The sequence below is a fragment of the Paractinoplanes rishiriensis genome (genome assembly GCF_016862375.1).
Lineage (GTDB): Bacteria > Actinomycetota > Actinomycetes > Mycobacteriales > Micromonosporaceae > Actinoplanes > Actinoplanes rishiriensis.
Genome location: NZ_BOMV01000036.1, coordinates 43,981 through 56,722, shown reverse-complemented (window position 1 = coordinate 56,722; position 12,742 = coordinate 43,981). Strand labels below are relative to the sequence as shown.

13 protein-coding genes are annotated in these 12,742 nt (G+C 70.9%); 5 read left to right on the top strand and 8 right to left on the bottom strand.

The genetic code is table 11. The annotated features are described in order from the left end of the window. Positions 1 to 81: 81 nt before the first annotated feature. Genes Ari01nite_RS16640 through cofD form a run of 3 tightly spaced genes read right to left on the bottom strand, consistent with a single transcriptional unit; the run spans position 82 to position 2,629 of the window. Positions 82 to 642, bottom strand: a complete 561-nt coding sequence (locus Ari01nite_RS16640; RefSeq protein ID WP_203782163.1) for an NUDIX hydrolase — start codon at positions 640 to 642, stop codon at positions 82 to 84. Continuing rightward, on the bottom strand, positions 639 to 1,661 hold the full coding sequence (locus Ari01nite_RS16635) for a coenzyme F420-0:L-glutamate ligase (protein ID WP_203782162.1): 1,023 nt from the start codon (positions 1,659 to 1,661) through the stop codon (positions 639 to 641). The genes Ari01nite_RS16640 and Ari01nite_RS16635 overlap by 4 nt, the downstream gene beginning before the upstream one ends. Next, the gene (gene cofD / locus Ari01nite_RS16630) at positions 1,658 to 2,629 is read right to left on the bottom strand and encodes a 2-phospho-L-lactate transferase (protein ID WP_203782161.1); all 972 of its coding nucleotides are present in this window, start codon (positions 2,627 to 2,629) and stop codon (positions 1,658 to 1,660) included. The genes Ari01nite_RS16635 and cofD overlap by 4 nt, the downstream gene beginning before the upstream one ends. 113 nt (positions 2,630 to 2,742) lie before the next feature. On the opposite strand from cofD, the gene Ari01nite_RS50930 reads away from it, so the two are divergent. From Ari01nite_RS50930 to Ari01nite_RS16615, 3 genes are all read left to right on the top strand, one after another. Further along, positions 2,743 to 3,585 carry an ABC transporter permease gene (locus Ari01nite_RS50930; protein WP_203782160.1) on the top strand — a complete coding sequence of 281 codons (843 nt, stop codon included), beginning with the start codon at positions 2,743 to 2,745 and terminating at the stop codon, positions 3,583 to 3,585. Positions 3,586 to 3,689: 104 nt separating this feature from the next. Next, positions 3,690 to 6,206 (top strand): bifunctional FO biosynthesis protein CofGH, encoded by a 2,517-nt coding sequence (locus Ari01nite_RS16620; RefSeq protein WP_203782159.1) that lies wholly within the window; start codon positions 3,690 to 3,692, stop codon positions 6,204 to 6,206. A gap of 305 nt (positions 6,207 to 6,511) precedes the next feature. Next, positions 6,512 to 6,769, top strand: a complete 258-nt coding sequence (locus Ari01nite_RS16615; RefSeq protein WP_203782158.1) for a WhiB family transcriptional regulator — start codon at positions 6,512 to 6,514, stop codon at positions 6,767 to 6,769. Here Ari01nite_RS16615 and Ari01nite_RS16610 read toward each other — a convergent pair. After that, positions 6,766 to 7,245: a metallopeptidase family protein gene (locus Ari01nite_RS16610; protein ID WP_438872174.1), complete on the bottom strand. Its 480-nt coding sequence runs from the start codon at positions 7,243 to 7,245 to the stop codon at positions 6,766 to 6,768. The two genes, Ari01nite_RS16615 and Ari01nite_RS16610, sit on opposite strands and share 4 nt — an antisense overlap. A 206-nt stretch (positions 7,246 to 7,451) precedes the next feature. Here Ari01nite_RS16610 and Ari01nite_RS16605 point away from each other — a divergent pair, with 206 nt between their 5' ends. Next, a complete protein-coding gene (locus Ari01nite_RS16605) occupies positions 7,452 to 7,814 on the top strand; it encodes a DUF3499 domain-containing protein (protein WP_203782157.1) in 363 nt (120 codons plus the stop codon). 8 nt (positions 7,815 to 7,822) lie between these two features. On the opposite strand, the gene Ari01nite_RS16600 is transcribed toward Ari01nite_RS16605, so the two are convergent. Next, complete coding sequence (locus Ari01nite_RS16600) at positions 7,823 to 8,638, bottom strand: polysaccharide deacetylase family protein (protein ID WP_203782156.1); 816 nt, start codon at positions 8,636 to 8,638, stop codon at positions 7,823 to 7,825. A 209-nt stretch (positions 8,639 to 8,847) separates the two neighbouring features. Between Ari01nite_RS16600 and Ari01nite_RS16595 the strand changes: the two genes are divergently transcribed. Then, entirely contained in the window at positions 8,848 to 9,363 is a 516-nt protein-coding gene (locus Ari01nite_RS16595) for a GNAT family N-acetyltransferase (protein WP_203782155.1), read from the top strand. Here the strand turns inward: Ari01nite_RS16595 and Ari01nite_RS16590 are convergent. From Ari01nite_RS16590 to Ari01nite_RS16580, 3 genes are read right to left on the bottom strand one after another with little or no spacing between them, the layout of a single operon-like run. Beyond that, entirely contained in the window at positions 9,360 to 9,737 is a 378-nt protein-coding gene (locus Ari01nite_RS16590; protein ID WP_203782154.1) for a DUF779 domain-containing protein, read from the bottom strand. The genes Ari01nite_RS16595 and Ari01nite_RS16590 overlap by 4 nt on opposite strands. Positions 9,738 to 9,740: 3 nt before the next feature. Beyond that, entirely contained in the window at positions 9,741 to 11,264 is a 1,524-nt protein-coding gene (gene adh / locus Ari01nite_RS16585; protein ID WP_203782153.1) for an aldehyde dehydrogenase, read from the bottom strand. A 36-nt stretch (positions 11,265 to 11,300) separates the two neighbouring features. After that, positions 11,301 to 12,614, bottom strand: coding sequence for a GAF domain-containing protein (locus Ari01nite_RS16580; RefSeq protein ID WP_239162796.1), 1,314 nt, complete (start codon positions 12,612 to 12,614; stop codon positions 11,301 to 11,303). Positions 12,615 to 12,742: the final 128 nt, after the last annotated feature.

Sequence of the window (12,742 nt, the reverse complement as noted above, 5' to 3'; positions counted from 1 at the left end):
AGGCTCAGCGCAGGCTCAGCGCAGGCTCAGCGCAGGCTCAGCGCAGGCTCAGCGCAGGCTCAGCGCAGGCTCAGCGCAGGCTCAGCGCAGGCGGGCCAGCGCCGGCGGGATCTGGCGGGCCGTGGCGGAGGCCAGTGGCGTCGGCAAAGCGTGCGGCTCGAACCAGCCCAGCGCGGACGACTCCGCGCTGACCTGTTCGATGCTGCCGGCGGCGCAGCGCACCAGGAAACGCACGTCGTAGTGCACCGATGCGGCGGCGGGGGAGCCGTCGCCGGCGGTGCAGCGCACCTCGTGGACGTCGACGTCGATGGGGACCGGGTCGAGCGTCAGGCCGGGGATGCCGGATTCCTCGGTCGCCTCGCGGAGGGCGGCGCCGGCCAGGGTGCGGTCGGTGGGCTCGCAGTGGCCGCCCAACTGCATCCAGAGGCCCAGGCGGCCGTGCAGGCACAGCAGGACGCGGCCGGCCGGGTCGACCACCAGGGCGCTGGCCGTCACGTGGCCGGGGCGGTGGGCCCGAGTGGTCGCCATCGGGCCGGCGGCCAGCAACTCCAGGGTGCGCTTGCGGCAGAGGTCGGCCTCCTCCGAGGTCGCCTGCCAGGCGCTGAGGACGCGGAGCGCGTCGGCGTGCAGTGTCTCGCTCATGCGGAAGCCAACTCCAGACGGACGCCGTCGGGCAGTGGGACCAGGACCGTGGCTATCGACTCGGCGGCCAGGGCGGCGCGCAGGCGGTGGGCGTCGGCGCCCAGCCGCATGAAGCCGGTGGGCGTGGTGTCGGCGGTGCGCAGGACCGCCGCGGTGGGGGACAGGTCGACCGTGGTGCGCGGGGACCAGACCTCGGACACCGCGGCCACCGCGCGCCGGACCGCGGTGGGGTCGGCCGGCTGGTGGGGTGCCGTGTCGGTGAGGCGGGCGGCGTCGAGCAGGCCGGCCGTGCGGGCCTCGGCGGTGCCCAGGCTGAACATGTCGCTGGCCGGGTCGCGGAGCAGGACGGCGGCGCCGGCGGCCTCCGTCGTGGGTGCGGACAGGTAACCGCGGATCACCGCCACCGGCACCTGGTCGCACTTGCCCTTGACCAGCTCGCCGGCGGCGGCCAGCTCGTCGATCACGGCCATCTGGGTGATCGAGAGTTCGTTGCCGTACGGGTCGGTTTCGCCGCGGTGGTCGCGGAACGGTTCGAGGCCGGCGGAGCCCAGAGCCACGTCGGTCAGGCCGTTGCGCCAGGCCCGCCCCATCGTGTCGGAGACGACGACCGCCACGTCGAGGCCGCGCGCGAGGAAACCGGCGCGCAGGCGGCGGGCGGAGGCGTCGGGGTCGGCGGGCAGCAGGACCAGGTGGGTCTTGTCCACGTTGGAGGCGTCGATGCCGGCCGCGGCCATCACGAAGCCGTGGTGGGTCTGGACGATCGTGGTGGGGCCGCGCCGGGCGACCACCCGGGCCGTCTCGGCGGCCAGGGCGGCGGCCCGGGCGGCGTCGCGCTCGGGGCCGTCGGCCGGGACCTCGACCAGGCGACCCTCGGCCTTGGACACGATTTTGCTGGTCACCACCAGGACGTCGCCGGCGGCCAACCAGGGCGCGGCCGCGGTGATCAGGGCGACCAGGTCGTCGCCCGCGGTGACGTCGCCGATGCCGCGGACCGGCAGCACTTCCAGGCCGTCGGTCACGGTCGCTCCCCGTCGGCCGCGAAGGCCAGGTCGAGGGCGTCGGCCACCATCCGGGCGGTGGCCTCCTCGGAGCTCATCCAGAGTGGGACGGCACGGGTCGGCACGCCGGGAACCTCGGTGGCGGCGTCGGTCTCGTCGACCAGCCAGCCGGTCAGCAGGCCGTCGTCGTCGCGGGCGCCGTACAGCTCGGCGACCGCGCCGGCGCTCACCTCGACGCCCAGGGTGGTCAGGCACCTGTCGGCCATGCCGCGCACCGGGGCCGAGCCGATGATGGGCGAGACGCCGACCACCGGGACCTCGGTGGCGGCCAGGGCGTCGCGCAGGGCGGACACCGCGAGGATCGGCGCGATGCTCACCACCGGGTTGCTGGGGGCGAGCAGGACCACGTCGGCCGCGGCGATCGCGTCGAGCACGCCGGGCGCCGGTTTGGCCGCGTCGGCACCGACGAAGACGAACCGGTGGGTGGGCAGGTCGCCGCGGTGGCGAACCCACCACTCCTGGAAGTGGATCGCCTTGCGTTCGCCGTCGACGTCGACCACCACGTGCGTCTCGAGGCGGTCGTCGGTGGCCGGCAGCATCCGGATGCCGGGTTGCCAGCGCTCGCACAGGGCCGCGGTCACCGCAGAGAGCGGATAACCGGCGGTCAGCATCTGCGTGCGTACGAGATGAGTGGCCGTGTCCTTGTCACCCAGGCCGAACCACGACGGCTCGACGCCGTAGGCGGCGAGTTCGTCCTTGACCACCCAGGTCTCGCCGACGCGCCCCCAGCCCCGCTCGGGGTCGTGCGCGCCGCCCAGCGTATACATCACGCTGTCGAGGTCGGGGCAGATCTGGAGGCCGTGCATGCGCACGTCGTCGCCGACGTTGACGACGGCGGTCACCTCGGCGCCGATCTGCCGGGCGTGGGCACGCACGCCGACCAGGAACTTGGCGCCGCCGATGCCGCCGGTGAGGACCACGATCCGCATGAGGCCCATCTTCCCGCACGGGTATGACAGAACTGGCCGCCGGGTAGATGGGGCCGCGTGATAGATCGGTCTACGCTGGGCCGGTCCACCCCACCGTCCGTCAGGGAGATCCAGTGACCAGCCAACCGCAGCCCGTGCCGGGCGAGGTCAAATCGGCCGGCCAGTACCTCAGGCAGCTCCGCGACCTCGCGGCGTACGTCCTGGTCGGGGCTACCGCCGTGTTCCTTTTCGTGGCGCTCGTCGACCTGATCCCGGATGGCGAAAACCAGTTCGGGTACCGCACCCAGGCGAGCTTCTTCAACTTCATCAACCTGGCGACGATTCTCTTCCCGATCGCGGCGGTCATGCTCGCCCTGCTGGTCCAGCCACGCCATCCGAAGGCTCAGGTGATCGTGCTCGCCGCCGCAGTCGAGTACGCGGTGATGGCCTTCTTCGGCATCTTCTTCGGCGTCCTGATCGGCCTGATCAACGAGGCCGCGCACAATGGTGCCCGGAGCGCGTTCACCGGCCTGCTGGTCCGGGTCGCCTGGCTCGCGGTGTTCGGCGTGGCCGCGTACGCGGTCTATTTGATCTGGCGGAATTTGTTCTACACCCCCAAACCCAAACCCCAGCCAGGCGTGTACGGGCAGCCGCAGTACGGCCAGCCGGGCGCCTACCCGGGCCAGCCGGGTTACGGCCCGCCGCCGGGTCAGCCGGGCTACCCGCCGCCCCCGCAGGGTGGCTACCCGAACCAACCGCCGGCCGGTGGTATGTACGGCCAGCCCGCGCCCCCGCCCCCGCCGTCCTGGAACCAGCCGCCGACCACGGCCGGGCCGACCCAGGTGGTGCCGCCGACCCCGCCGCACACCCCCGACGCCACCCAGGTGGTGCCGCCCTCGGACGCCGACCGCACCGCGATGTTCGGCGAGGACCGTCCCGGTTACGGCCCCGCCAACCCGGACCAGCCGCGGCAATAAGAGCGAGAAGATCCGGTTACGCCCGGGCGCGTCGTGTCCTATTCCACTGCGCGCGCCCGGGCACGACCGGGGCAGTCGGGCATTTTCCGGCCTAGGCTGCTCTGGTGGTCGAGGTCAACGAGGAACCAGATCCCACCGAGGCGAGCATCCGCCGCGCCCTGCGCCGCGCGGCCGACGGCAAGGCGATCGACGCCGATGAGGCCACCGCGCTGCTGGCGGCGACCGGTGACCGGCTCGACGACCTGCTGTCGATCGCCGGCGGCATCCGGGACGCGGGTCTGCGCGAGGCGGGCCGGCCGGGCGTGGTCACATACTCGAAGAAGGTTTTCATCCCGCTGACCCGGCTCTGCCGGGACCGCTGTCACTACTGCACGTTCGCGACCGTGCCGCACCGCCTGCCGGCCGCCTTCCTGGAACGCGACGAGGTCCTCGAGATCGCCCGCCAGGGTGCCGCCCAGGGCTGCAAGGAGGCCCTTTTCACGCTCGGCGACCGGCCGGAGGACCGCTGGCCGGCGGCCCGGCGGTGGCTGGACGAGCGCGGCTACGACTCCACCCTCGACTACGTCCGCGCCTGCGCGATCGCGGTGCTCGAGGAGACCGGCCTGCTGCCGCACCTCAACCCGGGCGTGCTGAGCTGGGCCGAGTTGCAGCGCCTCAAGCCGGTGGCGCCGAGCATGGGGATGATGCTGGAGACCACCGCGACCCGGCTGTGGTCCGAGCCGGGCGGCCCGCACTACGGTTCGCCCGACAAGGAGCCCGCGGTCCGGTTGCGGGTGCTGGCCGACGCCGGCCGGGTCAACGTGCCGTTCACCACCGGCATCCTGATCGGCATCGGCGAGACCCGGGCCGAGCGGGTGGACGCGGTCTTCGCGATGCGGCGCGCCGCCCGGGAGTACGGCCACCTCCAGGAAGTCATCATCCAGAACTTCCGCGCCAAGCCGGACACCGCGATGCGCGGCATGCCCGACGCCGAGTTGCGCGAACTGGCCGCGACCGTGGCGGTGGCCCGGATCGTGATGGGACCGCGGGCCCGCATCCAGGCGCCGCCCAACCTGATCGACGCCGAGTTCAGCCTGCTGCTGCGGGCCGGCGTCGACGACTGGGGCGGCGTCTCGCCGGTGACCCCCGACCACGTCAACCCGGAACGCCCGTGGCCGCAGATCGACCTGCTCCGGGCAAAATCCGCGGACGCCGGTTTTGTCCTGCGGGAGCGGCTCACCATCTATCCGGAGTACGTGCAACGCGCGACCGAGGGCTGGCTGGACCCGCGGCTCTCGGCGCACGTGGCGGCTCTCGCCGGCGAGGACGGCCTGGCGCGCGAGGATGCGCAGCCCGAGGGCCGGCCGTGGCAGGAGCCCGACGAGGCAGCCGGGTCGGGCCGCACCGACCTGTTCGCCACGATCGACACCACCGGCCGCAGCGGCGACCGCCGGTCCGACTTCGACGACGTCTACGGCGACTGGTCCGAGGTGGCCGCGCACGTGCCGGCCGCGCCCCGGACCGTGCCGACCGACGTGCCGACCGACGTGCTGGCCGGGCTCAAGCTGGCCGCCGAGGATCCGGCCGCGCTGCTCCTCCCGCAACACGAGGACAAGGCGCTGGCCCTGTTCCAGGCCGACGGCTCGGCCCTGGAAGAGCTGGCCCGGATCGCCGACGACCTGCGCAGGGAGGTCAACGGCGACGACATCACGTACGTGGTCAATCGGAACATCAACTTCACCAACGTCTGCTATGTGGGCTGCCGGTTCTGCGCGTTCGCTCAGCGTGAGCGCGATGCCGACGCGTACCGCCTCTCGGTCGACCAGGTCGCCGACCGCGCCGAGCAGGCGTGGCAGGACGGTGCCTCCGAGGTCTGCATGCAGGGCGGCATCGACCCCAAAATGCCGGTGACCGCGTACGCCGACCTGGTGCGCGCCGTCAAGCAGCGAGTGCCCGGCATGCACGTCCACGCGTACTCGCCGATGGAGATCGTCACCGGCGCGGCCAAGGCCGGCGTGCCGATCCGGGACTGGCTGACCGAGTTGCGCGAGGCCGGCCTCGACACCATCCCGGGCACGGCCGCCGAGATCCTCGACGACGACGTCCGCTGGGTGCTGACCAAGGGCAAGCTGCCGGCCAGCACCTGGGTCGAGGTGGTGACCACGGCGCACCAGGTCGGCATCCGGTCCAGTTCGACCATGATGTACGGCCACGTCGACCACCCGAGGCAGTGGCTGGGCCACTTCCGGGTGCTGGCCGGCGTGCAGGACCGGACGGGCGGCTTCACCGAGTTCGTGGCGCTGCCGTTCATCCACACCAACGCGCCGATCTACCTGGCCGGCATCGCCCGCCCCGGTCCCACCTGGCGGGAGAACCGCGTGGTGCACGCGATGGCCCGGATCCTGTTGCACGGCCGCATCGGAAACATTCAATGTTCCTGGGTGAAACTCGGCGACGAGGGTACCCGGGTGATGCTCGACGGCGGCTGTAACGACCTGGGCGGCACCCTGATGGAGGAGACCATCTCCCGGATGGCGGGATCGGAGCACGGTTCGGCCCGGACCGTCGCGGAACTGAAGGAATTGGCGGCTTCGGCGGGCCGTCCGGCGGTAGAGCGCACCACGGTCTACGGCCGACGGTAGCCTCAAGGTCACAAATCGGGTTAAATTGGACGCAGAGTGCGTCGGTGGCGTAACCCTGCGCCGGTCCGGAGAGATAGGGCAGGAACGGGACCACGTTGCGCCGAAGGCGCGCCGGGGAAACGGGCCTATTTATCAGGTTCGGCTTGACGACGCACGTCTTACACGCGTGTAATTTCGGTGGGGTTGTGGGTTGGATCGCTGCACACCGTGCTTGTCACTGGCAGCCCAGCCCGCAAAAAACACGCCGCGTGCGTGGGGGGTCAGCGCCGGCAGTGATGCCGGCGCGGAAATTGGGAGGCACGCCGATGGAAGCGCAGGTTGAAGGGGTAGACCTGCTCGGGGACGCGCCCGAGTGGCAGGAACGGGCGCTGTGTTCGCAGACTGATCCGGAGGCCTTCTTTCCGGAGAAAGGCGGCTCGACCCGGGAGGCGAAGCGGATCTGCGGCCGGTGCGAGGTCAAGACGGAATGCCTGGAGTACGCACTGGGCCACGACGAACGCTTCGGGATCTGGGGCGGCCTGTCCGAGCGCGAACGCCGTAAGTTGAAGCGCAGGGTGGCTTAAGACAGTTCGTCCGGATCCACCCCGAGCAGGTTGGCTACCTGCTCGATGATCACATCGTGGACGAGGTCGGCGAGGTCCTCGCGGTCCATCGCCCGGAACTCCAGCGGTCGCCGGTAGAGCACGATCCGAGGGGGAAGCTCCTGCCGGCCGGGCCGCCCGGGAAGCAGACGGGCCAGAGGCACCTCGCCGTCCTCGAGCACATCCGAGTCGTAGACGTTGAGCTCGGGCGGCACGTCCTCGACAGCGAACTCGACTCCGGCCAGTTCCTTGGCGTAGCGCCGTTCCAGGCCCTCGACCGTGTCCAGGACCAGGTCGTCGAAGATCTCGGCCTTGGTGCGGGCCAGTGGCACGGTTGCCGGTACCAGCCGGCCGCGCAGGCCACGTCCGTGCCGGTCACGCCGGGCCGGATGACCCGGGCCGGATTTGCGCGTCGCGCGGGTCGACTCGCTGCGGCGGCGCTCGGGACTGGTAGTCACCGTGCAAGCCTAGTCCTCTGCCCGCCGCCGACGGTGTCAGCATGCTTCCGCCGCGTGTCCAGGAGGAAAATTTGTGGGCCGCCGGGAGATTCGTCCCATCGGGGCGGCGTGTCGGACGACCCATGGCCGAATCGTGATGCGTCGCGGGTCGGCGTGTCGCGCGGCATCCGCACCCACGCGAGCCGCCGGAGCGATAACGTGCCGCCGTGAGGTCCCCACGGCGCTGCTCCCGGAACGGCTGTCCCCGACAGGCGGTCGCCACTTTGACCTACGTCTACAACGACTCCACGGCCGTCGTCGGACCCCTGGCGGCGTTCGCCGAACCGCACACGTACGACCTCTGCGAACCGCATGCCCGCAGCCTCACCGCCCCCCGAGGCTGGGACCTGGTGCGCCACGACGGAGACTTCGCGCCCCCGCCACCCACCACCGACGACCTCGTCGCCCTGGCCGACGCGGTACGTGAGGCCGCCCGACCCCCCGCGCCTCCGCCCCGCTCCGACGAGCACCTGCCGGGTCACCAGACCGGCCGCCGCGGCCACCTGCGGGTCATCCCGCCGTCGCACTAGACCCCTGTTCAGGCCGGCAGCGGCGCCAGCGTGAAGCGCTTGCGCAGCCAGGGCAGCAGCGTGCGGTAGGCGACGATGGTGTCCGGCTGGGCGTAGTCGTGGGACAGCACGATCGCGCCGTTGCAGGCGTACTTCTGCACCTTTTTGATCACCCGGGCGCGGTGCTGCGCGCGGGTCTCGCCCTTGGGGTGCTCCCAGTCGCGCGGGTCGACCTTCCAATAGATCGAGGTCATCTTCAGCTGCCGGGCGACGCCGACCAGCCGCGGCGTGAAGTTGCCGCCGGGCGCCCGGAAGTAGGAGATCTTGGCCTTCGGCGCGGCCCGCCGGATAGCGGCGTTGGTCCGGGCCAGGTCGGCCTTGATGTTGGCGGCCGGCGCCTTGCCGAGCTTCAGGTTGTGGTTCCAGGTGTGGTTGCACAGGGTGTGCCCGCCGGCCACGATCTGCCGGATCAGTTGCGGGTGCCGCTGCGCGTTCTTGCCCACCACGCAGAACGTGGCGCGCACCTTGTGCTGGGCCAGCAGCTTGAGGATCTGCGGAGTGTGCGTCGGGTCGGGCCCGTCGTCGAAGGTGAGCGCGACCGCCTTGCCGCCGGTCATCGTGCGGCTGCCGGCCGGGCCGCCGTTGTGCTTGGTGGCGACCGGGACGGTGGCTTTCTCGGGCTTCTTCTTCGCGGACGGCGCCGGGGTGGCGACCGGTGCCGGTGGCGAGGCCGATAGGGTGGGCGCTCGGTCGGCGGCTTCGTTCGCGGAGGCGCGGCCGGACAGGCCGACCAGCAGAAAAATCGTCCCGAGCAGGACAAATTTGCGGGGCCGCGACAACTTCATCCCCACCTCCCCGTGTGGTCCGAGAGCCGACAGTGCACTCCAGAGCCACCGCAACGCCACTCGTCACCACCGTTCGGGTATGAATTTCACCCGTAGAAATCCACTTATTCGGATTTATCACGATCCTTCGGTGTGGGGAAGCGTCCGTTCGGTCCTATCTCAGGAACGTAGGGGAGGCGGTGGTGGATCAAATCGGCGATCCTCTACGGATGGATCTCAGGTTGCGCCCGATCCGGGCCGACGAGGTGGCCGCCGTGCACGTCTTCCACCACGACCCGGCGGTCGCGGGCTTCAACTGGGTCGGTTTCCGCAGCGACAGCCACCTGGCCCGGGAGCATTCCGAGAACGGCTTCCTGACCGAGGACGTCGGCCGGTTGCTGGTCGAGGCGGACGGCGCGGCCGCGGGCATGGTGACGTACCGCCGGGGCCGCTACGGCGTCCAGGGTGTGTACTACGAGATCGGGATCGTGGTGCTGCCGGAGTACCGCCGCCGGGGAATCGGCTGGCGGGCGCAGGCGATGCTGGCCGCGTACCTCTTCGAGCACATGCCGGTGCAGCGGGTACAGGCGATCACCCAGGCGGAGAACGTCGCCGAGCAGAAGGCGCTGCTCCGGGCGGGATTCCAGTTCGAGGGGACGATCCGGGCAGCCGAGTTCCGGGCCGGCGAGTGGCGCGACTGCCAGCTGTACAGCCGCCTGCGCCACGACGCCGGCCCGGATCTTTAGCCGAGTTCCGCCAGTTCCTGCTCGGTGAGCAGGCGCGAGCGGATCAGGAAACGTACGCCCTCGGGCGCCTCCAGCGAGAAGCCGGCCCCGCGGCCCGGGACCACGTCCACCGTCAGGTGGGTGTGCTTCCAGAGTTCGAACTGCGACGCCGACATCCAGAACGTGATCGGCTCGTCCACCCCGTCGATCTTCAGGGACTCGAGCAGCACGTCGGACTGGCCGGTGCGGAACTCGCCCTCGAGGTAGCACATCGGCGAACTGCCGTCGCAGCACCCGCCGGACTGGTGGAACATCAACGGACCGTGCTGCCCCCGCAGCTGCCGCATCATCGCGGCAGCCGCGGGAGTCACATCAACGCGAGTCGCTGCAGCCATGGCCTAGAAGAAGCCCATCGCCTTCGGGCTGTACGACACCAGCAGATTCTTGGTCTGCTGGTAGTGGTCCAGCATCATCCGGTGGTTCTCGCGGCCGATGCCGGACTGCTTGTAACCACCGAACGCGGCGTGCGCCGGGTAGAGGTGGTAGCAGTTCGTCCACACCCGACCGGCCTTGATCGCGCGGCCGGCCCGGTAGGCCAGGTTGATGTCCCGGGTCCACACGCCGGCGCCGAGGCCGTACAGCGTGTCGTTGGCGACCTTGATGGCGTCGGCGTAGTCGGCGAACGAGGCCACCGACACCACCGGGCCGAAGATCTCCTCCTGGAAGATCCGCATGGTGTTCGAGCCCTCGAAGATGGTCGGCTGCACGTAGTAGCCGCCGGACAGGTTGCCGCCCAGGTCGGCCCGGCCGCCGCCGGTGAGCACCTTGGCGCCCTCCTGCCGGCCGATGTCCAGGTAGGACAGGATCTTCTCGAGCTGGTCGTTGGACGCCTGCGCGCCGACCTGGGTGTCGGTGTCCAGCGGGTTGCCCTGCTTGAGGTTCTCCACCCGCTTCACGGCGGCACCCATGAAGTCGTTGTAGATGCTCTGCTGCACCAGCGCGCGGGACGGGCAGGTGCAGACCTCGCCCTGGTTGAGGGCGAACATCGCGAAGCCCTCGAGGGCCTTGTCGTAGAAGTCGTCGTCGGCCCGGTTCACGTCCTCGAAGAAGATGTTCGGGCTCTTGCCGCCCAGCTCCAGGGTGACCGGGATCAGGTTCTCCGACGCGTACTGCATGATCAGGCGGCCGGTGGTGGTCTCGCCCGTGAACGCCACCTTGGCGACCCGGTTCGAGCTCGCCAGCGGCTTGCCGGCCTCCACGCCGAAGCCGTTCACGATGTTCACGACGCCGGCCGGGAGCAGGTCGCCGATCAGCGACATCAGGTAGTGGATCGACGCCGGGGTCTGCTCGGCCGGCTTGAGCACGACCGCGTTGCCGGCGGCCAGCGCGGGCGCCAGCTTCCAGGTGGCCATCAGGATCGGGAAGTTCCACGGGATGATCTGGGCGACCACGCCGAGCGGCTCGTGGAAGTGGTACGCGATGGTGTCGTCGTCCAGCTCGCCGACCGTGCCCTCCTGGGCCCGGATGGCGCCCGCGAAGTAGCGGAAGTGGTCGATCGCCAGCGGGAGGTCGGCGGCCAGGGTCTCCCGCACCGGCTTGCCGTTCTCCCAGGCCTCGGCCACGGCCAGCTTCTCGAGGTTGGCCTCCATCCGGTCGGCGATCTTGTTGAGGATGTTGGCCCGCTCGGCGACCGAGGTGCGGCCCCAGGCGTCGGCGGCGCCGTGCGCGGCGTCCAGCGCCTTCTCCACGTCGTCGGCGGTGCCGCGGGCGATCTCGGTGAAGTTCTCGCCCGTGACCGGGCTGGGGTTCTCGAAGTACTGGCCCTTGGCCGGCGCTACGTACTCGCCGCCGATGTAGTGGTCGTAGCGGCTCTGGTAGCTGACGATCGCGCCGTCGGATCCGGGCGGCGAGTAAGTAGTCATGACAGGCCTCCGTACCTGGATTAGGTACGGCCGACGCTAGTTACGAGCACGTTGCACGGACGTTGCAAGGTTTGCCGGCTTCGCCCCCGACACCGACGGGCGCAGTCCGAATTCGGTGGCCAACTGTCGGATGCGGCGGATGACCAGGGGACGGGCCGGCGAGGCGGGTGGTAGCTGCCGGGCGTACGCCTCCCACATCTCCAGGTCGTCGGCGCCCCAGGGCGAATGCAGCCAGGTGCGCAGCAGGTCGCGGTCCCGGCCGGACAGCACGGCGGCGCGCAGCTGACCCTCCACCAGACTTCGCAGACGGCGTACGCCGGGGGCATCCGAACCGGGGAGCAGCGGTCCCGCGTACTCGTCCAGCGCCTCGGCCACCCGGCCCCGCTCCAGCAGGCGGGTCACCGTGCGGAAGTCGGCGTCCAGCTCGGCGCGCAGCCGGTAGGGGCGCGACTCGAGCAACTCCGGCCCGAGCATCCGGCGCAACCGGGACAACTCGGCACGCACGGTCACCGGGCTGACGTCATCGCCATAAAGATCAAAGGCAATTTCTTCGCCGGTACGCCCCTCCGGGTGCACCAGAAGCAGGACGAGCAGTTCCGAGTGCCGCCGGCCCAGGCGCATCCGGCGGCCGCCGAAGGTCAGCGTCGCCTCGTTGCGGCCCAGCGCCTGCACCCGGCCGGCGCTGGCCGGCGGCGGCAGGTGGCTGCCCAGGTAGGCCTCGGCGGCCAGCGCGGTGGCCCGGACCAGGGCCAGGCTGTGTGGGTTGGCCAGGTGGTCGCCGCCGGTAACGTCGATGGCGCCGAGCAACCGGCCGGTGCCCGGGTCGTGGATCGGGGCGGCCGCGCAGGTCCAGCGCTGCACCGGCCGGCTGTAGTGCTCGGTGGCGAAGATCTGCAGCGAGTGGTCGACGGCCAGCGCGGTGCCCGGCGCGTTGGTGCCGGCGTGCGCCTCGTCCCAGCGGGCTCCGGGCACGAAGTTCATCTGCTCGGCCCCGCGCAGCACCGACGCCGTGCCCTCCACCCAGAGCAGCCGGCCGTACGCGTCACAGACCGCCATCAGATGGTCGCCGTCCTCGGCCAGCCCACCCAGCAGGTCGCGGAAGATCGGCAGCACCCGGGCCAGCGGGTGGGCCGCGCGGTATTCCTCCAGCTCACCGTCGTTCAGCTCGATCGGCGGGGTGCTGTCGGCGCCGTCCAGCGCGTCGGCCGAACGCTGCCACGAGTCGGCCACCACCGATCTGATCTGTGCGGGCCGCCCACCGGCCAGGAAGCTCTCATGGGCACGCCCGACCTGCCGGATGCGTTCGGCGGGATCGGTGCCGAGATCGAGGGCGAGCCAAGGGTTGGCCACAGAGCACCTCCAGTCCCACCCATCGTGACCGCGATCACGCGTCGCGACAAGGGGATCTCGTAACAGTGGTGCCGCGTCGTTGCCACCTTTTCGTTGCCCTTGCTCCGTTACGCTCAGCGGGATATCAC